Annotated in this window: 16 protein-coding genes; 12 read left to right on the forward strand and 4 right to left on the reverse strand. The window is 73.3% G+C overall.

Features of this window, described 5'->3' with window-relative positions; translation table 11 throughout:
• Window position 1 precedes the first annotated feature (1 nt).
• From carB to ACH9D3_RS01440, 9 genes are all read left to right on the forward strand, one after another.
• Window positions 2-3,322, forward strand: a complete 3,321-nt coding sequence (gene carB / locus ACH9D3_RS01400) for a carbamoyl-phosphate synthase large subunit (protein WP_396398096.1) — start codon at window positions 2-4, stop codon at window positions 3,320-3,322.
• On the forward strand, window positions 3,315-4,220 hold the full coding sequence (gene pyrF, locus ACH9D3_RS01405; RefSeq protein WP_396409576.1) for an orotidine-5'-phosphate decarboxylase: 906 nt from the start codon (window positions 3,315-3,317) through the stop codon (window positions 4,218-4,220). Before carB ends, pyrF begins: the two co-directional genes overlap by 8 nt.
• Before the next feature lie 175 nt (window positions 4,221-4,395).
• A complete protein-coding gene (mihF, locus tag ACH9D3_RS01410; protein WP_396409577.1) occupies window positions 4,396-4,710 on the forward strand; it encodes an integration host factor, actinobacterial type in 315 nt (104 codons plus the stop codon).
• A gap of 94 nt (window positions 4,711-4,804) precedes the next feature.
• Window positions 4,805-5,404, forward strand: coding sequence for a guanylate kinase (gene gmk / locus ACH9D3_RS01415; protein ID WP_396409578.1), 600 nt, complete (start codon window positions 4,805-4,807; stop codon window positions 5,402-5,404).
• Between the two features lie 29 nt (window positions 5,405-5,433).
• A complete protein-coding gene (rpoZ, locus tag ACH9D3_RS01420; RefSeq protein ID WP_396409579.1) occupies window positions 5,434-5,979 on the forward strand; it encodes a DNA-directed RNA polymerase subunit omega in 546 nt (181 codons plus the stop codon).
• 34 nt (window positions 5,980-6,013) lie between these two features.
• Window positions 6,014-7,240, forward strand: a complete 1,227-nt coding sequence (gene coaBC / locus ACH9D3_RS01425; RefSeq protein ID WP_396409580.1) for a bifunctional phosphopantothenoylcysteine decarboxylase/phosphopantothenate--cysteine ligase CoaBC — start codon at window positions 6,014-6,016, stop codon at window positions 7,238-7,240.
• A gap of 133 nt (window positions 7,241-7,373) precedes the next feature.
• Complete coding sequence (gene metK / locus ACH9D3_RS01430; RefSeq protein WP_396398102.1) at window positions 7,374-8,579, forward strand: methionine adenosyltransferase; 1,206 nt, start codon at window positions 7,374-7,376, stop codon at window positions 8,577-8,579.
• 2 nt (window positions 8,580-8,581) lie between these two features.
• Complete coding sequence (locus ACH9D3_RS01435) at window positions 8,582-10,696, forward strand: primosomal protein N' family DNA-binding protein (RefSeq protein WP_396409581.1); 2,115 nt, start codon at window positions 8,582-8,584, stop codon at window positions 10,694-10,696.
• Window positions 10,697-10,846: 150 nt separating this feature from the next.
• Complete coding sequence (locus ACH9D3_RS01440) at window positions 10,847-12,328, forward strand: glutamate--cysteine ligase (protein ID WP_396409582.1); 1,482 nt, start codon at window positions 10,847-10,849, stop codon at window positions 12,326-12,328.
• Window positions 12,329-12,563: 235 nt separating this feature from the next.
• On the opposite strand, the gene ACH9D3_RS01445 is transcribed toward ACH9D3_RS01440, so the two are convergent.
• Both ACH9D3_RS01445 and ACH9D3_RS01450 read right to left on the reverse strand, forming a co-directional pair.
• Window positions 12,564-13,346: a hypothetical protein gene (locus tag ACH9D3_RS01445; protein ID WP_396409583.1), complete on the reverse strand. Its 783-nt coding sequence runs from the start codon at window positions 13,344-13,346 to the stop codon at window positions 12,564-12,566.
• Window positions 13,347-13,583: 237 nt separating this feature from the next.
• The gene (locus ACH9D3_RS01450) at window positions 13,584-14,516 is read right to left on the reverse strand and encodes a LysR substrate-binding domain-containing protein (RefSeq protein WP_396409584.1); all 933 of its coding nucleotides are present in this window, start codon (window positions 14,514-14,516) and stop codon (window positions 13,584-13,586) included.
• 87 nt (window positions 14,517-14,603) lie between these two features.
• Between ACH9D3_RS01450 and ACH9D3_RS01455 the strand changes: the two genes are divergently transcribed.
• Together ACH9D3_RS01455 and ACH9D3_RS01460 are read left to right on the forward strand one after the other, a co-directional pair.
• Window positions 14,604-15,509 (forward strand): PhzF family phenazine biosynthesis isomerase, encoded by a 906-nt coding sequence (locus ACH9D3_RS01455; RefSeq protein ID WP_396409585.1) that lies wholly within the window; start codon window positions 14,604-14,606, stop codon window positions 15,507-15,509.
• A 498-nt stretch (window positions 15,510-16,007) separates the two neighbouring features.
• Complete coding sequence (locus ACH9D3_RS01460) at window positions 16,008-16,886, forward strand: LssY C-terminal domain-containing protein (RefSeq protein WP_396409586.1); 879 nt, start codon at window positions 16,008-16,010, stop codon at window positions 16,884-16,886.
• A 191-nt stretch (window positions 16,887-17,077) separates the two neighbouring features.
• On the opposite strand, the gene ACH9D3_RS01465 is transcribed toward ACH9D3_RS01460, so the two are convergent.
• Window positions 17,078-18,406: a serine hydrolase gene (locus ACH9D3_RS01465; RefSeq protein ID WP_396409587.1), complete on the reverse strand. Its 1,329-nt coding sequence runs from the start codon at window positions 18,404-18,406 to the stop codon at window positions 17,078-17,080.
• A 632-nt stretch (window positions 18,407-19,038) separates the two neighbouring features.
• Between ACH9D3_RS01465 and ACH9D3_RS01470 the strand changes: the two genes are divergently transcribed.
• Complete coding sequence (locus tag ACH9D3_RS01470; protein WP_396409588.1) at window positions 19,039-20,115, forward strand: NAD-dependent epimerase/dehydratase family protein; 1,077 nt, start codon at window positions 19,039-19,041, stop codon at window positions 20,113-20,115.
• Between the two features lie 319 nt (window positions 20,116-20,434).
• Here the strand turns inward: ACH9D3_RS01470 and ACH9D3_RS01475 are convergent, their stop codons facing one another.
• The gene (locus ACH9D3_RS01475; RefSeq protein WP_396398111.1) at window positions 20,435-21,460 is read right to left on the reverse strand and encodes a DctP family TRAP transporter solute-binding subunit; all 1,026 of its coding nucleotides are present in this window, start codon (window positions 21,458-21,460) and stop codon (window positions 20,435-20,437) included.
• Window positions 21,461-21,481 lie beyond the last annotated feature (21 nt).

The following is a 21,481-nucleotide window of genomic DNA, read 5'->3' on the forward strand; positions in this document are numbered from 1 at the left end:
CATGCCGCGCAGGACAGATCTCACCAGCGTTCTGGTCATCGGCTCCGGGCCGATCGTCATCGGGCAGGCCGCCGAGTTCGACTACTCGGGCACGCAGGCCCTCCGGGTGCTCAAGGAGGAGGGCCTGCGGGTCATCCTCGTGAACTCCAACCCGGCGACCATCATGACCGACCCCGAGTTCGCCGACGCGACCTACGTGGAGCCCATCACCCCCGAGGTGGTGGAGAAGATCATCGCCAAGGAGCGGCCCGACGCCCTGCTGCCCACCCTGGGCGGGCAGACCGCGCTCAACACGGCGATCGCCCTCGACGGCAACGGCGTGCTCGAGAAGTACGGGGTGGAGCTGATCGGCGCGAACGTCGAGGCCATCAACCTCGGCGAGGACCGGGAGAAGTTCAAGGGCGTGGTGGAGCGCTGCGGCGCCGAGTCCGCCCGCTCGGTCATCGTGCACTCCATGTCCGAGGCCCTGGCCGCGGCCGAGGAGCTGGGTTACCCCATGGTGGTCCGCCCCTCCTTCACGATGGGCGGCCTGGGCTCGGGCATGGCCTACGACGAGCAGGACCTGCACCGCATCGCCGGCGCCGGCATCCAGTACAGCCCCACCTCCGAGGTGCTCCTCGAGGAGTCCATCCTCGGCTGGAAGGAGTACGAGCTGGAGATGATGCGCGACCGGCACGACAACGTGGTGGTCGTGTGCTCCATCGAGAACTTCGACCCCGTCGGGGTGCACACCGGCGACTCGATCACGGTGGCCCCGGCCATGACCCTGACCGACCGCGAGTACCAGAACCTGCGGGACATCGCGATCGCCGTGATCCGCGAGGTGGGCGTGGACACCGGCGGGTGCAACATCCAGTTCGCGATCGAGCCGGACACCGGCCGCGTCGTCGTCATCGAGATGAACCCGCGGGTCTCCCGCTCCTCGGCCCTCGCCTCGAAGGCCACCGGCTTCCCGATCGCCAAGATCGCCACGAAGCTCTCGCTCGGCTATACCCTCGACGAGATCCCCAACGACATCACGCGCAAGACCCCCGCGTCCTTCGAGCCGACGCTGGACTACGTCGTCGTGAAGATCCCGCGCTTCGCGTTCGAGAAGTTCCCTGCCGCGGACCCCACGCTGACCACCACCATGAAGTCGGTGGGCGAGGCCATGGCGATCGGGCGCAACTTCACCGAGGCGCTGCAGAAGGCCATGCGCTCCCTCGAGCAGAAGGACTCCAGCTTCTCGTTCGTGCGTCCCGAGCTCGACGACGACGCCCTGGCGCGGCTCGTCGACGCCACGCGGACGCCCACCACGGAGCGCATCCGGCAGGTCCAGCAGGCCCTGCTGGCCGGCGCGTCCGTGGAGCGGCTCTACGAGGCCACGGGCATCGACCCCTGGTACCTCGACCAGCTCGTGCTGCTCAACGAGGTCGCGGACGTCGTGCGCCAGGACGGCGACCTCACGGTCCGCACCCTGCGCCTGGCCAAGCGGCACGGCTTCTCCGACGCGCAGATCGGGGAGCTCACCCACCTGGCCGAGGACGTGGTGCGCGGTGTGCGCCACGCGCTGGGCATCCGTCCCGTGTTCAAGACGGTCGACACGTGCGCGGCGGAGTTCGAGGCGTTCACCCCGTACCACTACTCCTCCTACGACGAGGAGAACGAGGTGGGCCGGCACGAGCGTCCCTCGATCATGATCCTGGGCTCCGGGCCCAACCGGATCGGACAGGGCATCGAGTTCGACTACTCGTGCGTGCACGCGTCCATGGTGCTGCGCGAGGCCGGGCACGAGACCGTCATGGTCAACTGCAACCCGGAGACCGTCTCCACCGACTACGACGTCTCCACGCGGCTGTACTTCGAACCGCTGACCTTCGAGGACGTCATGGAGGTCGTCGAGGCCGAGCGGCGCACCGGCGGGCTGCTCGGGGTGTTCGTGCAGCTGGGCGGGCAGACCCCGCTCAAGCTCGCCGCCCAGCTCAAGGCCGCGGGGGTGCCGATCCTCGGCACCACCCCGGAGGCCATCGACCTCGCCGAGGACCGCGGGGAGTTCGCCCGCGTGCTCGGCGAGGCCGGCCTGCGCCAGCCGAAGAACGGCACGGCGTCCACCTTCGAGGACGCCAAGCGGATCGCGGACGACATCGGCTACCCGGTGCTCGTGCGCCCCTCGTACGTGCTCGGCGGCCGCGGCATGGAGATCGTCTACGACGAGCCGGCCCTGGCCCGCTACCTGCGCAACGCCACCGAGGTCTCGTCCGCGCGGCCGGCGCTGATCGACAAGTTCCTCGAGGACGCCATCGAGATCGACGTGGACGCCCTCTACGACGGCCGGGAGCTCTACGTGGGCGGGGTCATGGAGCACCTCGAGGAGGCCGGCATCCACTCCGGCGACTCCGCGTGCACCCTGCCCTCCATCACCCTCGGGCCGGACGTGGTCGAGCGCGTGCGCGAGGCCACCCTGGCCATCGCCCGCGGCGTGGGCGTGTGCGGGCTCATCAACATCCAGTTCGCGGTGGCCTCCGACATCCTCTACGTCATCGAGGCCAATCCGCGGGCCTCCCGCACGGTGCCGTTCGTCTCCAAGGCCACGGGCGTGCAGCTGGCCAAGGCCGCGGCCCTCATCGGCACCGGCACGACCATCGCCCAGCTCCGGGCGCAGGGGCACCTGCCCCAGCGGATCGACGGGAGCACGCTGCCGGCCTCGGCCCCCGTGGCCGTGAAGGAGGCCGTCCTGCCCTTCGCGCGGTTCCGCACCGCCGAGGGGGCCGTCGTCGACTCCCTGCTCGGCCCGGAGATGCGCTCCACCGGCGAGGTCATGGGCCTGGACAAGTACTTCGACACCGCCTTCGCCAAGGCCCAGGCCGCGGCGAACGTCTCCCTGCCCACGTCCGGGCGGATGTTCGTCTCGGTGGCCAACAAGGACAAGCGCTCCTCCATCGCCTACGTGCGGATGTTCCGCGACCTCGGCTTCGACATCCTCGCCACGGGCGGGACCGCCGACGTGCTGCGCCGCAACGGCATCGAGTCCACCGTGGTCCGCAAGATCCGGGAGACGGCCCCCGGGGAGCGGACCATCGTGGACCTCATCGCGGACGGGGAGATCGACCTGATCTTCAACACGCCCGCCGGCGGTGCCGCCCGGGGGGACGGCTACGAGATCCGCGCCGCGGCCACGAGCGTGGGCGTGCCCCTGATGACCACGGTCTCCGTGCTCGGCGCCGCCCTGCAGGCCGTCACGGCGCTGCGCTCCTACACGTGGGACGTGACGAGCCTGCAGGAGCACGAGCAGCGCCTGGCGGCCCTCGTGCGCGCCGAGGAGCCCGAGGTCGTTCGTGCCTGAGCTCCCCGCCCCCGCGCCGGCCGCACCCGGTCGTGCACCCTTCGGCGCGCGGCTGGGTGCGGCGATGGACGCGCACGGCCCGCTGTGCGTGGGCATCGACCCGCACCCCGGCCTGCTCGAGGCCTGGGGCCTGCCCCGCTCCGCCGAGGGACTGCGCCGGTTCGCGCTGACGGTCCTGGAGGCGGCGGCGGGCCACGCCCCGGCGGTCAAGCCGCAGGTGGCGCTGTTCGAGGCCTACGGGTCCGCCGGCTTCGCGGTGCTCGAGGAGCTCCTCGGGCTGGCCCGTTCGGCCGGCCTGCTGACCGTCGCCGACGCCAAGCGCGGCGACATCGGCTCCACCATGGAGGCCTACGCGGCCGCGTGGCTGGGGGAGGGGTCCCCGCTCGCCGCCGACGCCGTCACCCTGAGCCCCTACCTCGGCGTCGAGTCGCTGCGCCCCGCCCTGGACCTGGCCGCCCGCACCGGGCGCGGCACGTTCGTCCTGGCGCTCACGTCCAACCCGGAGGGCCGCTCCGTCCAGCACGCCGGGGGCCGGGAGTCGGTGGCCCGCTCCGTGTGCGCCGCGGCCGGGGCCGAGAACGCCCGGCTCCTCGGGGCGGCGGGCGGGTCGGCCGCCCGGGCCGGCCTGGGCTCGTGCGGGCTCGTGGTGGGCGCCACGGTCGGGAACGCCCTGACCGAGCTGGGCATCGACCTGACGGCGGTGCGCGGCCCGCTGCTCGCCCCGGGCTACGGCGCCCAGGGCGCCCGCGCCGAGGACCTCCCGGTCGTGTTCGGCGCCGCGGGCGGCCAGGTGCTCGCCGCCTCGAGCCGGGCGATCCTGCGGCAGGGACCGGACGTGCCGGCGCTGCGGGAGGCGGTCCGGCGCTCCGCCGGGGAGCTGGCGGCCGCCCTGGGCTGAAGCCCCCGGGCGCGTCCGCGCGCGCCCCCGCCGGTCCCCGGCGACGACACCCCTGGTCACACGCCGGTCGTGTCGCCCCGTGTTGAATCGATCTTCATGTAGTTTCTTTAGCAAACGGGCTGTCCGTCCTTCCGAGGGACGGGGGCTGCAGTCCGTGGCGACGAGGAGGAACCACATGGCACTGCGTCCGTTGACCGACGACGAGCGAGCCGCCGCGAGGGAGAAGGCCACCAGGGCACGGACCGCGCGTGCCGACGTGAAGAAGGGGCTGCGCGAACGCCGGACGACGGTCGCCGAGATCCTCGACCGGGCGGACCGGGACGAGGCCGTGAGCCGGCTCAAGGTCTCCGACCTGCTGGAGGCCACCCCCGGCATCGGCAAGGTGCGCTCGGCGGCCATCATGGACGAGATCGGCATCGCCCGGACGCGCCGGCTGCGCGGGCTCGGCGTGCACCAGCGCAGGGCGCTCATCGAGTACATCGACCGCTGAGATCGAGTGCCTCGACCGCTGAGGCGGACGGGCGGGGCGCGGGAGGGCCGGGCGGCATCGGCTAGATTGGGGGAAACACCCCAGTCCCAGGAGGATGCCCGTGAGTCCCGACGCGCCCCGCGCCGCGCGCCCGTCCCTGACCGTGCTCGCCGGGCCCACCGCCGTGGGCAAGGGCACGGTCTCGACCTACGTCCGGGACCACTACCCCCAGGTCTGGCTGTCCGTCTCCGTGACCACCCGGGACCCCCGGCCCGGGGAGGTCGACGGCACCCACTACTTCTTCGTCTCCGACGAGGAGTTCGACGCGATGGCGCGCGACGGCCAGCTGCTCGAGTGGGCCGTGGTGCACAACTCGCACCGGTACGGCACGCTGCGCTCCACCGTGGAGCAGGCGCTGGCGGGCGGGCGCAGCGTCCTCCTGGAGATCGACCTGCAGGGCGCCCGGCAGATCCGCAACACCATGCCCGAGGCGAACTTCGTGTTCCTCGCCCCGCCCAGCTGGGACGAGATGGTCGCCCGGCTCGTGGGCCGGGGCACCGAGACCGCCGCGGAACAGCGGGTCCGGCTGGAAACCGCTAAACTGGAGCTCGCGGCCGAACCGGAGTTCGACCACACCGTCGTCAACGACCGCGTCGAGCGCGCCGCCGCCGAACTCGTGCGGCTCATGGGGATCGCCTCCGAGCCCGCGTCCTGATACCCGCCCACCCCGTCTGGAGCAATCGCTTGTCTACCCACACCGAAGGCATTATCAACCCGCCGATCGACGCCCTGCTGAAGAAGTCCGACTCCAAGTACGGGCTCGTCATCTTCGGTGCCCGGCGCGCCCGGCAGATCAACGCCTACTACTCGCAGCTGCACGAGGGCCTGTTCGAGTACGTCGGTCCGCTCGTGGACACCCAGCTCAACGAGAAGCCGCTGTCCATCTCCTTCCGCGAGATCGACGAGGGACTCATCGAGGGCCGCCCGGTCGAGCACGCCGGCTTCGCCGAGAACGGCCAGCTCACCACGGAGGCCGACCTCGCCGCCGACGTGTTCGGCGCCGACTTCTTCGCCCAGGGCACCGACGAGAGCGCCGTCGACTTCTCCGCGGACACCGCCTTCTCCGCCGGCCCGTCCGTGGACTTCTCCTCGGGCTCCGAGTCCCCGGCCGAGCCGCTGGGCGACCTCCCCGGCAGCGGCGAGGACAACCCCGCCAACGGTGCCGGTGACGCCGCGGACGCCGCCCCGGAGGAGCCGGGGCGGGAGCCCGGGGACCTCCAGGACCAGTGATCCGGCCGGCTCCCCGCGGCCCGGTGCGCCCGGCATGAGGATCGTCCTCGGTGTCGGCGGGGGCATCGCCGCCTACAAGGCGGCGCTGCTCCTGCGGCTGTTCACCGAGAGCGGCCACACGGTGGTGCCCGTCCCCACCGCGGCCGCGCTGCGGTTCGTGGGCGCCCCCACCTGGGAGGCCCTCTCGGGCGAGCGCGTCAGCACGGACGTCTTCGACCGGGTGGACGAGGTCAACCACGTCCACCAGGGACAGGCCGCGGACCTCGTCGTCGTCGCCCCGGCGACCGCCGACCTGCTGGCGCGCGCCGCCCACGGGCACGCCGACGACCTGCTGACCACCACGCTGCTGGCCACGCGCGCCCCGGTGCTCTTCGCCCCGGCGATGCACACCGAGATGTGGCTCAACCCGGCCGTGCAGGCCAACGTCGCGGCCCTGCGGGCCCACGGCCACGCGGTCCTCGAGCCCGCCGTGGGCCGGCTCACGGGCCCCGACTCCGGCCCCGGCCGGCTCCCCGAGCCCGAGGCCATCCGGGACGCCGCGCTGCGCCTGGCCGGCCGGGGCGGCGCCCCCGACGGTCCGCTGTCCGGCGTGCGGGTCCTGGTCAGCGCGGGCGGCACCCGCGAGCCCCTGGACCCCGTCCGGTTCCTGGGCAACCGCTCCTCCGGCAAGCAGGGCGTGGCGGTCGCCGCCGCCGCCCGGGACGCCGGGGCCGCCGTGACGCTCGTGGCCGCGCACCTGGAGACGCCGGTGCCCGCCGGCGTGGAGGTCGTGCACGCCGGCACGGCCGAGCAGCTGCGCCGGGCGTGCGTGCGGGGCGCGGCGCGGTCCGACGTCGTGGTGATGGCGGCCGCGGTGGCCGACTACCGTCCGGCCCGGATCGCGGACGCCAAGCTGAAGAAGGCCGAGGACGGGTCCAACCCCGTGCTCGAGCTCGTGCGCAACCCCGACGTCCTCAAGGAGCTCGTGGACCTGCGCAACACCGCCCGGCGCCGACAGCTCCTGGTCGGCTTCGCCGCCGAGACCGGCGACGCCGAGACCGACCCCCTGACGTTCGGGCGCCGCAAGCTCGCCCGCAAGGGGTGCGACCTGCTGGCCGTGAACCACGTGGGGGAGAACCTCGTGTTCGGCCAGGACACCACCTCCCTGACCGTGCTCAGCGCCGCCGGCGGCCCCGAGCAGGTCCTCGAGGGGTCGAAGACGGACGTGGCCCGCGGGCTCGTGGCGCGCATCGCGCAGGAACTGGCCGGCGTCCGCGCCTGACCCGGGTGCGGCCCCGCACCCGCACCCGGACCCGGTGCGGACGGCACGCCACTGCACGGCACCGGCAGTCCACGGCACCGGCATGCGCGGCACGGCGCTGCGCCGTCCGGGGCGCCCGGTAGTGTGGTCTCCCGTGAGCGAGACGACCCAGCACCTGAGACTGTTCACCTCCGAGTCCGTCACGGAGGGACACCCCGACAAGATTTGCGACCAGATCAGCGACTCCATCCTGGACGACCTCCTGCGCCAGGACCCCGAGTCCTCGGTGGCGGTCGAGACCATGGTGACCACCGGGCTGGTGCACGTGGCCGGCGAGGTGAAGACCCGCGGGTACGTGGAGATCCCCAACGTGGTGCGCAAGACGCTGCTCGACATCGGCTACAACTCCTCGGTGCACGGCTTCGACGGCGAGTTCTGCGGGGTCTCCATCAGCGTGGGGGAGCAGTCCCCGGAGATCTACGAGGGCGTGTTCCAGTCCCTCGAGCTGCGCGAGGGCACCGCCCGCGACGCCCGCGACGCACAGGGCGCCGGGGACCAGGGCATCATGTTCGGCTACGCGTCCGACGAGACCGAGGTGCTCATGCCGGCGCCGATCTTCATCGCCCACCGCCTGTCCGAGCAGCTCACCCGCGTGCGCAAGACCGCCGTGCTGCCGGGTCTGCGCCCCGACGGCAAGACGCAGGTCACACTCGGCTACGACGGCCACCGGCCGGTGGCCGTCGACACCGTGGTCGTCTCCTCCCAGCACGTCGAGGGCTACGACCTCGACCAGCTCGCCTCCGACCTGCGGCAGAGCGTGGTGGACCCCGTCCTGGAGGAGACCGGGCTGGACCTGTCCGGGACCCAGGTCATCATCAACCCGGCCGGCAACTTCGTGCGCGGCGGCCCCGTGGGGGACGCCGGCCTGACCGGGCGCAAGATCATCGTGGACACCTACGGCGGCATGGCCCGCCACGGCGGGGGCGCCTTCTCCGGCAAGGACCCGTCGAAGGTCGACCGCTCCGCCGCCTACGCGATGCGCTGGGTGGCCAAGAACGTCGTGGCCGCCGGTCTCGCCGACCGCGTCGAGGTGCAGGTGGCCTACGCCATCGGGCGGGCCGCCCCGGTCGGTCTCTACGTCGAGACCTTCGGCACCGAGCACGTCGACCCCCTGCGGATCGAACGCGCCATCCACGAGGTGTTCGACCTGCGGCCCCTGGCCATCATCGAGGACCTCGACCTCAAGCGGCCCATCTACGCGCGCACCGCCGCGCACGGGCACTTCGGCCGTTCCGACCCCGAGTTCACGTGGGAGCGCACCGACCGCGTCGCGGACCTGCGGTCGGCCGCCGGGATCTGACCGTGGACCCGGAGGACGCCGGGGGCGCCGCGGAGGGCCCGCGGCAGCTGTCGCTCCTCTCGGGCTTCCCCCCGCGCCCGCCGCGCGACGACGCGAAGGGCGTGGGCGCCGTCTCACCGGCGGCCAGCGACCCCGTGGCCCGGGTGCTGCTGGACACGCACGTCCCCCACCTGGACCGTCCGTTCGACTACCTCGTGCCGGCCGAGCTCGCCGACGCGGCCGTGCCGGGCGCGCGGGTCAAGGTCGGCTTCGGAGGCCAGGACCTGACGGGCTACGTGCTCGCGCGCACCGCCGACTCCGAGGTGATGCACCGGATCCAGCCGCTGCGCCGGGTGCTGTCCCCGCTGCCCGTGCTGTCCCCGGAGGTCGCGCTGCTGGCCGAGGACGTCGCCGCCCGCTGCGCCGGCACGACCGCGGACGTCGTGCGGGTCGCCGTCCCGCCCCGGGTCGCCCGCGTCGAGAAGGAGGTCGAGCAGCGGCTGGCCGAGGCGCCGGGCCACTCCACGGGGCTGTCCCCGCAGGCTCCGGGGCCCTCCCACGACGCCGCGCTGGCCGACTACGCCGGCGGGGCGGCCTTCCTGGCGGACCTCGCGGGAGGGGGCGCCCCCCGGGCCGTCGTCGAGGTGCTGCCCTCCCACCCCGCCCACGACTGGACGGACGTGCTGGCGGCGGCCATCGGCGCGGCCTGGCGGGCCGGTCGCGGGGCGGTCGCCGTCGTCGCGGACCAGAAGGCCCTGGCGCGCCTGGAGCGCTCGGTGGGGGACGAGATCGGCGCGGACCATCTGGTGCGCCTGCACGCCGACGACGGTCCCACGCCCCGCTACCGGGCGTTCCTCGCCGCGGCGACCGGCCAGGTCCGGGTGGTCCTGGGCACCCGCTCCGCGGCCTACGCCCCCGTGGACGACCTCGGCCTCGTGGCCTGTTTCGACGACGGCGACGAGAACCTCGTGGAGCAGCGCGCCCCCTACCAGCACGTCCGGGACGTGCTGCTGCTGCGCGCCGGGCGCAGCGGGTGCGCGGCCCTGTTCGCCGGGCACGCCGTCAGCCCCGAGGCGCAGCGGCTCGTCGCCTCCGGATGGGCCCGCCGGATCGCCCCCGCCCGCGACGTGCTGCGCGCCCACATGCCCCGCATCGTCTCGACCGCCGACTCCTACCACGCCGTCCGGGACCCCCTGGCCTCGCGGGCCCGGCTGCCCGAGACCGCCTACCGGGCCGCCCGCGAGGCCCTCGAGCGGGGTCCCGTCCTCGTGCAGGTGGCCCGCGCCGGCTACGCCCCGCACCTCGCGTGCGAGCGCTGCCGGGAGCCCGCCCGCTGCACCTCGTGCGACGGCCCCCTCGGCGTGGTGTCCCGGCGCGGGGTGCCCCGGTGCGGGTGGTGCGGCCGCTCGGCGCACTCCTGGTCGTGCGCGGCGTGCGGCTCCCCGCGGATGCGCCTGGTCACCGTCGGGGCGCTGCGCACCGCCGAGGAGCTCGGCCGGGCGTTCCCGCAGGTGCCCGTCGTGGCGTCCTCGGGCGAGGCGGTGCGCGCTGACGTCGCCGGGTCGCCGGCCCTCGTGGTGGCCACCCCGGGCGCCGAGCCGGTCGCGGAGGGGGGCTACGCCGCGGCCCTGCTGCTGGACGGCAACCAGATGCTCGTGCGGCCCGCCCTGCGTGCCGCGGAGCAGACGCTGCGCCGGTGGTTCAACGCGGCCGCACTGGTGCGCCGGGCCCGGGACGGCGGGGTCGTGGTGGTCACCGCGGAGCACGCCGGCGCCGTGGGGGCGCTCGTGCGCTGGGACCCCGCCGGGCACGCCGACCGCGAGCTCGTGGAGCGGCAGTCCCTGGGCCTGCCCCCGGCCGTGCGCTCGGCGGCCGTGACGGGACCGGCCGCCGCGGTCGCGGCGTTCCTGGCCGACCTCGAGCTGCCGCCCGCCGTGCGGGTCATCGGGCCCACGCCGCTCGAGGACCACGAGCCCGGACCGGAGGGGGAGCCCGCTCCGCACCGGGCGCTGCTGTTCTTCGGCTACGGCGCGGCCGGCGAGGTCACCCGTCGGCTGCGGGCCGCCCGGGCGAAGGCCTCGGCGCTGCGCAAGCACCCTGCCGTGCACGTGCGCTGCGACGTCGCCGACCTGCTCTGACCCCGGGTCGCGGACCGGTCCAGGCGGCCACCGGCCCCCGGGGGAGCCCGTGCACCGTGCGGGCCGCGGCGCGGGGCTCTTGGTGTGCCCGCGCAGATGTGGTTGGTTGGTCTCCAGGGGCCGCGCCGCGGCCGGGGATCGGAGGCCACCGTGGGCGAAGAGGTCAGTGCTCGCAGCTACACGCGCGAGCAGCGCCAGCGCTACCGGGAGAAGGTGCACGAGGACCTCGACGTGTTCGAGCGGATGCTCTCCCGGGACTCGTTCGAGTTCGACCGGCCCATGACGGGGCTGGAGATCGAGCTGAACCTCGTCGACGGGCGCCTCGACCCCCACTTCCACAACGACGAGGTGCTCGCCGCGATCGCGGACCCCGGCTACCAGACCGAGCTGGCCCGCTACAACATCGAGCTCAACGTCCCGCCGCGACCGCTGCCCGGGCGGGCCGCCCTGGAGCTCGAGGAGGACCTGCGCGCCTCGCTCAACGCCGCGGACGCCAAGGCCCGCGGCGTCGGCTCGCGCATCGTGACGATCGGCATCCTGCCCACGCTGCGGCCGGAGCACTACGAGCAGGAGTGGATCAGCGACAACAACCGCTACACGGCGCTCAACGACTCGATCTTCGTGGCCCGCGGCGAGGACATCCGCCTCGAGATCGCCGGCCCCACCGGGGAGCAGCTCTCCACCTACTGCGACTCGATCGCCCCCGAGTCGGCGTGCACCAGCGTCCAGCTGCACCTGCAGGTCGCCCCCGCACAGTTCGCCGCGCACTGGAACGCCGCCCAGGCGCTGTCGGCACCGCAGACCGCCCTCGGCGCGAACAGCCCCTTCTTCTTCGGCCGGCGGCTGCACGCCGAGACCCGCATCGCGCTGTTCGCCCAGGCCACCGACACCCGCCCGGTCGAGCTGAAGAACCAGGGGGTGCGCCCGCGGGTGTTCTTCGGCGAGCGGTGGATCACCTCGATCTTCGACCTGTTCGAGGAGAACGTCCGCTACTTCCCGGCGCTGCTGGCCGAGAGCACCGACGAGGACCCGGCCGCGAAGCTGCGGGCCGGGATCGCACCGGACCTCTCCGAGCTGCGGCTGCACAACGGGACGGTCTACCGGTGGAACCGACCCATCTACGACGTCGTCGGAGGCCGTCCGCACCTGCGGGTCGAGAACCGGGTGCTGCCCGCCGGCCCGACGATCGTCGACGTGATGGCCAACGCCGCCTTCTACTACGGTGCCGTGCGCGTCCTGGCCCGGCAGGAGCGGCCGGTCTGGACCCGGATGAGCTTCCCCGCCTGTGCCGAGAACTTCGCCCGCGCCGCCCGCGACGGCCTCGACGCCCGCTGCTACTGGCCCGGCTTCGGGGAGGTCAGCGCCGACGAGCTCGTGCTGCGCCATCTGCTTCCCCTCGCCCACCAGGGCCTCGAGGAGTGGGGGGTCGCCCCGGAGGTGCGCGAGCGCTACCTCGGGATCATCGAGGGCCGGTGCGTGTCGGGCGTCAACGGCGCGGTGTGGCAGACCCGGGCGGTCGAGCACTTCGAGCGCCACGGCGCCGACCGGCCCACCGCGCTGCGACGGATGCTGCGGGCCTACATGGAGCACATGGACGCCAACGAGCCGGTGCACACCTGGCCGGTGCCGTAGGCCGACCGGAGAACCGGTCCGGGCGGTGGCCGCGCTCCAGGAGGGCGCCACGTCGGTCATCACGCCGGAGGACCGCCAGCGGTCCACGCCGTCCCAGGGGCCCGTCGGACCGGCGCCGGTCGACCCCTGGACAGACGTGGGAGGAGCGGCTCGGCAGTCCTCGGCACACGGCCGGCTACCGGGGCCGACGTCCGTGTGGGCGCTGTTGCCGTCGGGGCTTCCTGGCCGACAGGGGTCAGCTGCCTCCCCAGCCGCGGACGTGGTGAATGACCGCTGACTTCGGGTACGTGCCGTGGGGCGGGCCGATCTCGAAGAGGTCGATCATGAGGAACAGGGGATACCCGGGAGCTTGGTCGAGGTGGCGGAGGACCGTTCCGTCACATCCGATGCGGGTCTCACCATCCCCCCAGATAACCGTCCAGGTGTGCGGCCTGGTGGCGTTGAAGGGCAGCACGACCTCGGACATGTCGGTGGTCAGGTCAGGGTCGGCATGAGCTTTGATGCCGGTGCGGGCCCGCGTCGAGGAGCCGACCGCGTCGGCGTCGATCTCGAAGAGGCACACCTCGCCGGCCGCGTTCTCGTCCAGGTGCTCGGTGCCCACGAGCCAGGCGGCGAGCATGCACCCGGGATCCTGGGTTGCGCTGACGGTGAGGTCGATGCGCCCGGACGAGGGGGCCCACAGCAGCTGGGTGGGTGTGGCCGTGCGCACGCGGAGTCCGTCGGGCCGATGACGGTGCGTTCCGCGCGGCGACCCGAGGGCGCCGGAGAACGTGCCGGTCTGGAGGTTGGACACGCGCAGGGGTGCGTCCTCCGCTCGCCAGTCCAGCTGATCCTCCTCGATCCGCAGGGCCAGCCCGCCGGGAACGTGCTCGACGCGGGCGGCGGAGCGGTCCGGTGTCGTCCAGTGCGGGAGGTAGTGGGCGATCCACAGGTCCGAGCGGAGACCGTCGGTGAAGTCGTCCTCGACATCGGGTGCTCGCGCCGGCGGCGGTGGCAGCGGATCTCCGGGGTGCACCATGCGATGCATTCTCGCCCACACCGCCGACAACCGCACCCAGGGGTCGTCCACCGGCAGGGGCTTCGCGTGCGCAGCGCCGGTCGGCGCGAGGACCGGGTGAGCGGGCGGCACGCACCGAACCGCGTCGGCGTGGCGGGCTCTGCGGGAATGGCCGGCGGCTCCGCTCGCCCGCACGAGGAGCCCCGAACAGGGCCCCCGGTCATGGTTCACCCGCTCCATGGAGCACGCCGTCAGGGCTCAGGGCTCAGTGCTGCTGGCCGGACGGATCCCCGGCGACGGTTGATCCGGAGGCATCCACAGTGTCCGCAGCCGGTCGAGCACCAGCCGGGTCGCGGGGGTCAGGGTGCGATCGGGGTGGGTCACCAGGTGCACCATGGGTGCATCCGGGAGGGGCGCCGGCACGGCAGCGAGTGTCCCGGCGCCGATCTCCGACTCGGCGGCGATGGTCGGCAGGACGGTCCAGCCCATCCCGGCGGCGACGCAGCGCTTGACGGCTTCGATGCTGCCGAAACGGGTGCGCCGGGAGTCGGGCTGACCCGCGGCGCGCAGCCGACGGGCGACCTCGTCGCTGTAACTGCATCCCTCCTCGAGCAGGAGCACGTCCGACGCGGCCAACTCCTGCCACGTGGGCATCGGGCCGTCGCGGACGGCGGTGGGGGCGTGGAGCAGGGTGAGTTCTTCGGATCCCAGGGGTTCCGTGACCAGGTCGGCGGCGGTCAGCTCGGGTTCGAGCAGCAGGGCCGCCTCCGTGGTGCTGTCGCGCACGGCCTCGAGGGCCCCGGCCGTGCCGGCCGGAGCAAGACCGAGATGGATCCCGGGGAACCGGGTGCGCAGGTCTGCGAGCAGGGCCGGCAGTCGGTAGGCGCACAGGGACTCCGGCGCCACCAGCCGGACGCGTCCTGCCGGGCCGCCGGCGGGGGCGGACACCGCGGCGACCAGTGCGGTCTCCAGGTCGAGCAGCTGCTCGGCGTAGGGCAGCAGCCGGGCACCGGCCTCGGTGGGTACTGCCCCTCTCGGCAACCGGTCCAGCAGGCGGGCGCCCACGTGTCGCTCCAGGGCCTGCAGCTGGGCGGTGACGGTGGACTGGACATAGCTCAGGTCCCGGGCGGTGGCGGTGAAGCTGCCGCTGCGGGCGACGAGGACGAACGTGCGGAGCAACTGCGTATCCACGCGATTCCTCTTCTCGATGGGTCCTATCGCCGCTCATCGTTGGACGCGAAGAGCGGACGGGACCAGGCTAGGAACAGGAGGTGCGAGATGACAACCATCACCGGTACGACCGACACAGCACTGAGCCCGGTGCCCGTGCTCCGCTACGCCGCGTTCGCCCAGCACGGGGCCGGCGGGAACCCGGCCGGGGTCGTGCTCGACGCCGCGGGGCTGCCCGACGGCGACCGGCTGTCGATCGCGGCCGCCGTGGGGTACTCGGAGACCGCGTTCCTGGAAGCCGGCGAGCACCCGGACGTCTATCGGATGCGGTTCTACAGCCCACTGGCGGAGGTGGCCTTCTGCGGGCACGCGACCGTCGCTGCTGCTGTGGCACTGGCCGAACGCCACGGGCCGGGGCAGCTGCGTTTCGAGACGCCGGCCGGTCCGGTGCCGGTGCGCACCACAGCGATCGCCGGTGGGTACACCGCGACCCTGACCAGCGTCCCGACCCGCACCCGCCCCGCCGGGGCCGACGAGCTGGAGGATGCGCTCGCGGCCCTGCGGTGGCGAGCGGAGGACCTGGATCCCCGTTATCCGGCGCATGTGGCCTATGCCGGCAACGACCACCTCGTCCTCGCCGCCGCCGACCGAGCCCGCCTGGCCCGGCTCGACTACGACTACGACCGGCTGGCGGTGCTGATGGCGCAGCGGGGCTGGACGACCGTGCACCTGGTGTTCGCCCACTCCGCCCGGGTGTTCTCCGCCCGCGACCCGTTCCCTCCGGGCGGGGTCGTCGAGGACCCCGCCACCGGGGCAGCGGCCGCCGCCTTCGGCGGGTATCTGCGCACCCTGGGGATCGTGGACCCCCCGGCACGGATCACCGTGCTGCAGGGCGAGGACATGGGCCGCCCCAGCCGCCTGGACGTCGACCTGGCCGCCGGCGACGACCGGGTCCGGGTCACCGGCACCGCCGTGGCCCTGCCGCCGCCCCCTCCTCGTCCTGCCGGCACGTGACCGACCCGTCCGGGACCGGCCACACGGCACGGCTCCGGCCCCGCGGCCCCCGACATTCCCGGAGGTCTCTCGACCCGACGACCAGCAGGGCCGTTCTCGCCCTGATCCGTCTCCCACGTCGACGGTGGGACGTTCCTGCCGAGCGGGCAGCGCCCTGCCCACCGATGACCCAGCACAGACCCCGGGCGGCTCCGCGTCGGCCGCACGGACAGCCCGACCGGGCCGGGGCGACACGTCCGAGGGGCCTCCCATGATGCCGTTCCGGTGCGCAGCACCGGCAACGAGCGCTGTGCTCGCGACGCGCACCGTCCTCGGACGACTGTCGATCGCCCGGGAGGACCGGGTGCCGTGCACGAACTCGGCCGGCCCAGTCGTCACCCGATCGTGCAACGGCCCCCCCGCGGCGCTTCCGCCGGTGCCGGTGTCCTCACTAGCCTGGGGGCACCACGACCGGCGCCGGGGACGTCCGGTGCCGGACACGGGGCGGGGGAGCGCGAGGTGGACGCAGACAGTGGGCATCCCGACAGCGACGAACAGAGCCGTTCGGCCGGGGGCGGTGCCCGATGGGCCACGGTGGTTCTGTGGGGGCACCGGTTCGGCTTCCTCATCACCAGTGTGCTGGCCGGCTGGGGCGTCTACCATCTCGTCCTCGAGGAGGTCGACGACGACGGGCGCCTGCCCGGGCTGTTCCTGCCCCTCTGGGTGCTGTCGGCCTATGTGCTCCTGCCCCGGTTGCACCGTCTGCTCACCGGCATCTACGTCCCCAGCTACTTCATCGGGCGGGCCCGCACCTCCGACGGCCTGCTGGGGGACCCGGTCAACCTGGCGGTGGTGGGTACCCCTGCCCAGCTGTCCGCCGCGATGGTCGGGGCCGGCTGGACCGCCGCGGATCCGCTGACCCTCGGCACCGGCTGGCACATCGTGCGGGCGTTTATGTTGCGCCGGAGCTACCCGGCGGCGCCCGTCAGCCCCCTGTTCGCCTTCGGCCGCCGGCAGTCCCTGGCGTTCGAGCGAGAGGTGGCGGGCAGCCCGGCCCAGCGCCACCACGTCCGGTTCTGGATCTGCCCGCCGGGGTGGAGGCTCCCCGGCGGGTACGCCGTCGACCTCATCGGGGCGGCCACCTTCGACCGCCGCGTGGGGCTGTCCCTGTTCACGCTCCAGATCACCCACAAGATCGGCGCGGACACCGACCGGGAGCGCGACCTCGTCGTCTCGTCGCTGCACTCCGTCGGCGCCACGGTCCACGTCGTCGAGCAGTACTCCACCGGCTACCACGCCCGCAACGGAGGTGGGGACGCCATCGAGACGGACGGGGACCTGCCGATCATCGACCTCGGCCCCTTCGGTGTGCCGGGACGCGGCCCCGGTGCCGGATGAGCAGCACCGGTGCCGCTGCCGTGCGTGCGCTCGCACGGTGGGGACGTCGGGCTCGGGCCGGGTGCCGCGCCCGACGGTCAGGACATGGGCCCGGAGCACCGAGAAGTGCTGCCCGGCCCGGTCAGGGACTCGACCGTGGCCGGTCGCCGCCCACCGGGTCGATGTCCTCCGGGTTTCGCCGTGCGTGGTGGTCAGCGTTCGGGGTTGGGGGTGAAGGTGTGGCCCAGGGCGGTGGAGACCTCGGCGAAGATCCGGGTGGCCGGGGTGGCGCAGGGCAGGGTCCTGGGGTCGTCGGCCAGCACCGGGGACTCGGGGCAGTCCCCGGAGGCGATGTCGCTGGTGGCCTGCACGACCACGGTGGTGTCGGTGGTGGTGTCGTAGTAGACGGTGGTGTTGTAGCCGGGTTGCGTCCCGGTGTGTCCGACCCAGCCGTCGATGCACCCGAAGCCCAGCCCGTAGCCGCCCTCGGGCGGCCGGAACGAGGTGAGGCGCTCTCGCTGGGTCTCCGGTTCCAGCAGTCCGTGCCCGGTGCCCATGGCCCGGCCGTAGACCAGCAGGTCGTCCATGTCCGAGATCAGGGCCCCGGCGGTGGCTCCCCAGGTGGGGCTCCAGTGGGTGGCGTCGGCCGGGGCTTCTGGGGTCGCGGTGTCGCCCTGGAGCGTGAAGCCCCGCGCGTAGGGGTCCGGCATCTCGGTGGACTCCCCGGGCCAGACGGTCTCGTCGAGCTCCAGCGGCTCGAAGATCTGCTCCTCCAGGACCTCCCCGACCGGCTGGCCGGTGACCTGCTCGATCACCAGGCCCAGCAGGATGTAGTTGGTGTTGGAGTAGTCGAACTGCTCACCGGGGGCGAACAGGGGGGACTCCGAGACGCCGACGGCGACGAGTTCCTCCGGGGTGAAGGCCGTCTGCGGATCCGCGAAGAAGCGGTCCGTGAACGCGGTGCTGCGGGTGTAGCTGGCCACACCGCTGGTCATGTCCGCCAGCTGCCGCAACGTGATCCGGTCCCCGTTGGGGATGCCCTCGACGTAGTCCCCGATGGGGTCCTCCAGAGAGAGCCGGCCCTCCTCGGCCAGCTGCAGGATCAGGGTGGCGGTGAAGGGCTTGGTGACCGACCCGATGCGGGTGTGCACGCCCACCTCCATGGGCTCCCCGGTGGCCGGGTCGGCCACCCCGTAGGCGGCCGTCCAGGTGCCCTCCGGGGAGGAGACCCCGACCACCGCACCGGGGGCGGAGGCCTGGGCGAAGGAGGCCTGGGCGGCGGCGTCCAACGTCGTCGCCAGCTCCTCGGGCAACGGCTCCGCCATCTGCGGGGAGGGTTCTCGGGTGACGACGTCGTCGACGTCGGTCACACAGGTCTCGGAGCCCGTGGCCGGAGCCGGCGGTGTCGCCGCAGCGGCCGGGGCGGCTGCGGGCCCGGCCGGGGACGGCGGGGCGGCGGTCGCCCCGCCGGTCCCGAAGAGGAGTACCGCCGCGGCGGCGGCGGCGAACGTGTGACGGGTGGAGCGTGCCGGTGATGACATCTTCGTTTCCCTCTCGATCGGCGCAGGTCGCCTCCGGTGAGGTCCCTGCACCCGGAGAACAGTGCTGCAGGCTCAGTCGTCGTGGACGACGATGTCGATCCCTGCGCCGCACGCCACCGCGAGGGCGCATCCCGGCGGCGCGCACAGTCCGAGGGACCGATGAGATGACGGGCCGATCCATGGCCCCGGATCACGCACCGGACCCGATGAACTCACGGGCCGGGCGGTGCCCCCAGCGTAGGACGACCTTCCGCGCCGGTCAGCCGACCTGCCCCGGATCGTTACCCAACCACCGAAGATGTCACACCCTCCGTCGCGACCGGGGCGCCACCCGCGTCGTGGAGACGACCGACCGGCGGAGGTCCCGCCGTGGGCAGCGGATGGGAGACCGACCCGGATCCTTCCGCCTCGGACAGGGAACGGTGGGACGGGGAGAATCGGGACCGGGAACAGCCGGCAGCCTGCCGGTCACCTGCACGAGGGCGGCCCGGCCGGAGGAGTCCCGTACTGGCGTCGTCGCCCGCCGGACCCCGTCCGCGCCGGACAGCACCCGGTGCCGTGGATTCCTCCCTCGGCGCACATCGCCCCTCGGGGGCGACGGTGCCCGGAGCGCGGTGGCACAGTAGGGTCCCATGAACACACCTGACTCCTCCACCCGGACCGCCCTGGTCGTCGGTGCCAGCGGCATCGCCGGCTCCGCGATCGTCGAGCAGCTCACTGCCCAGGACTGGGACGTGGTGGCGCTGTCGCGCACCCCCGTCCCCGGCAGCACCGCCCGCCACGTGGCCGCGGACCTGCGCTCGGCCGAGAGCCTCGCAGCGGCGCTGGCCGAGGAGCGGCCCACCCACGTGTTCTTCACCGCGTGGTCCCGCCAGGCCACCGAGCAGGAGAACATCGAGGTCAACGCCGGGATGGTCCGCAACCTGCTGGCCGCCCTGGCCCACGCCCCGGTGGAGCACGTGGCGCTGATGACCGGGCTCAAGCACTACCTCGGCCCCTTCGAGGCCTACGGGCAGGGCGAGATGCCCGACACCCCCTTCCTCGAGGAGGAGCCCCGCCTGCCGGTGGAGAACTTCTACTACGCCCAGGAGGACGAGCTGTGGGCCGCCGCCGGGCGCCAGGGCTTCCGCTGGTCGGTGCACCGGGCGCACACGGTGATCGGGCACGCGGTGGGCAACGCCATGAACATGGCGCTCACCCTCGCCGCCCAGGCCGCGATCTGCCGGGAGACCGGCCGGCCCTTCGTGTTCCCCGGCTCGCAGACGCAGTGGAACAGCCTGACCGACATGACCGACGCGACCCTGCTGGCCGAGCACATGGTCTGGGCCGCGACCACGGAGGCCGCCGGGAACGCGGCCTACAACGTGGTCAACGGGGACGTCTTCCGCTGGCGCCGCATGTGGCCGGCCCTGGCCGAGCACTTCGGGCTCGAGTGGGAGGGCTACCAGGACGCACCGCGCCCACTGGAGGAGCAGATGCGCGGCGCCGAGGACGTCTGGGCCCGGATCGTGGACAAGCACGGCCTCGCCGAGCCGGACCTGGGGCGGGTGGCCTCGTGGTGGCACACGGACGCGGATCTGGGGCGGCCGATCGAGGTGGTGGCCGACATGAGCAGGAGCCGGCTGGCCGGGTTCACCGGCTACCGCCGCACCCAGGACTGCTTCACCGACCTGTTCGACCGCTACCGGACCGAGCACATCATCCCCTGACCGGTCCCATCGGCCGTTCACCGCGGCATCGGTGCACGGCATCGACGTCCGTCCCTGAACAGCCGGAGGGGACGAGCATGTCGGTGGGCTCACGATCTGTCCGTCACCCCGTCGGTGCGACAGACCTGGGCGCCACCATGACCGCGCCGTGGCCGCCGGTGTGCCTCCCTCGGTGACCACCTCCGACTCGGAGGTCTCGTCCGCCGTCGTCCACGCGTGAGTTCACAACGGCTGACACGCCCCCGGAGAGGCTGCCGCAGCGACGGCTGGGGGCGCGGGCCGCGGCGCGGCCAGCGCCCCCAGCGGGGGACCGGTCCGGTCAGTTCTGTCCGGCGGAGTCGCGGATGTCCTGGTAGAGCTCCAGCTGCTCGCCCTCGAGGTTGTTCAGGAAGTAGTCCTGGGCCTGGGTCCGGAAGGCCTCGACGTCGACGTCCTCGATGACCTCCGGGGTGCCGGCGGCCTCCCACTCGTCGAGGACCTCCTGCTCCTCGGTCTGGGCGCACTCGAGGTTGTCGGCACGGGCATCGCGGACGGACTCGGTCAGCGCGGTCTGCTGCTCCTCGGACAGCCCGCTCCAGGCGTCCGCGTTCATCACGACGAGCTGCGAGCCCACGGAGTGGCGGTTGAGGCTGACATAGTCCTGGACCTCGTCGAAGCTGTTCTGCGCCGTGAGCTGCACCGGGTTCTCCTGGCCGTCCACGGTGCCCTGCTGCAGGGCCAGGTAGATCTCTTCGAACGCCACCGCAACCGGCTCGGCGCCGAGGGCCTCGGCGTTCTGCAGGTGCACCGGGGAGTCGGGGAAGCGGATGCGCAGGTTGTCGAGGTCCGCGGGCGTGCGGATGGGCGAGTTGGCGGAGAACGTGCGGTCGCCGTAGTACCAGACGTCCAGGATCTTCGCCCCGGTCTCGGCCTCGAAGTCGTCCTTCATCTGCTGGGCGGCCTCGGACTCGTCGAACCAGGAGAAGAGGTGGTCGACGTCGTCGAAGGCGTAGGCCATGTCCATGACGCCGATGGGCTCGTAGGTGGCGGCCAGCCCGGAGGACCCCTGCAGGTCCAGGGCGATGTCCCCGGACATCACAGACGTGAAGCGGTCGGTGTCCCCGCCGAGCTGGCTGGAGGGGAAGAGCTCCACCTCGAGGTCGTCGTCGGCGACGGCCTCCTGCACGAGCACGGCACCGCAGCGGTTGTGCGGGTGGTCCTCGGGGTAGCTGTTGGCGAAGCTCAGTGTCTGGGCTCCTCCCTCACCTCCCCCGGTTCCGCTGCCCCCGCCGGCGCAGGCGGTGAGCAGGCCGAGGGTCAGGGGCAGGCTGACGGCGGCGGCCAGACGGCGAGTGGTGGATCGCATGGTGTTCTCCTGTGGATCGGT

The sequence above is a fragment of the Kocuria kalidii genome (assembly GCF_044462225.1).
GTDB classification, from domain to species: Bacteria; Actinomycetota; Actinomycetes; order Actinomycetales; family Micrococcaceae; genus Kocuria; species Kocuria kalidii.

What these genes read in the sequence shown, in the direction of transcription:
- ACH9D3_RS01445 (WP_396409583.1), bottom strand. Translation starts at nt 13,346, where the DNA reads ATGGTGCACCCCGGAGATCCGCTGCCACCGCCGCCGGCGCGAGCACCC.
- carB (WP_396398096.1), top strand. Translation starts at nt 2, where the DNA reads ATGCCGCGCAGGACAGATCTCACCAGCGTTCTGGTCATCGGCTCCGGG.
- coaBC (WP_396409580.1), top strand. Translation starts at nt 6,014, where the DNA reads ATGAGGATCGTCCTCGGTGTCGGCGGGGGCATCGCCGCCTACAAGGCG.
- ACH9D3_RS01475 (WP_396398111.1), bottom strand. Translation starts at nt 21,460, where the DNA reads ATGCGATCCACCACTCGCCGTCTGGCCGCCGCCGTCAGCCTGCCCCTG.
- gmk (WP_396409578.1), top strand. Translation starts at nt 4,805, where the DNA reads ATGCCCGTGAGTCCCGACGCGCCCCGCGCCGCGCGCCCGTCCCTGACC.
- ACH9D3_RS01470 (WP_396409588.1), top strand. Translation starts at nt 19,039, where the DNA reads ATGAACACACCTGACTCCTCCACCCGGACCGCCCTGGTCGTCGGTGCC.
- ACH9D3_RS01455 (WP_396409585.1), top strand. Translation starts at nt 14,604, where the DNA reads ATGACAACCATCACCGGTACGACCGACACAGCACTGAGCCCGGTGCCC.
- mihF (WP_396409577.1), top strand. Translation starts at nt 4,396, where the DNA reads ATGGCACTGCGTCCGTTGACCGACGACGAGCGAGCCGCCGCGAGGGAG.
- ACH9D3_RS01465 (WP_396409587.1), bottom strand. Translation starts at nt 18,406, where the DNA reads ATGTCATCACCGGCACGCTCCACCCGTCACACGTTCGCCGCCGCCGCC.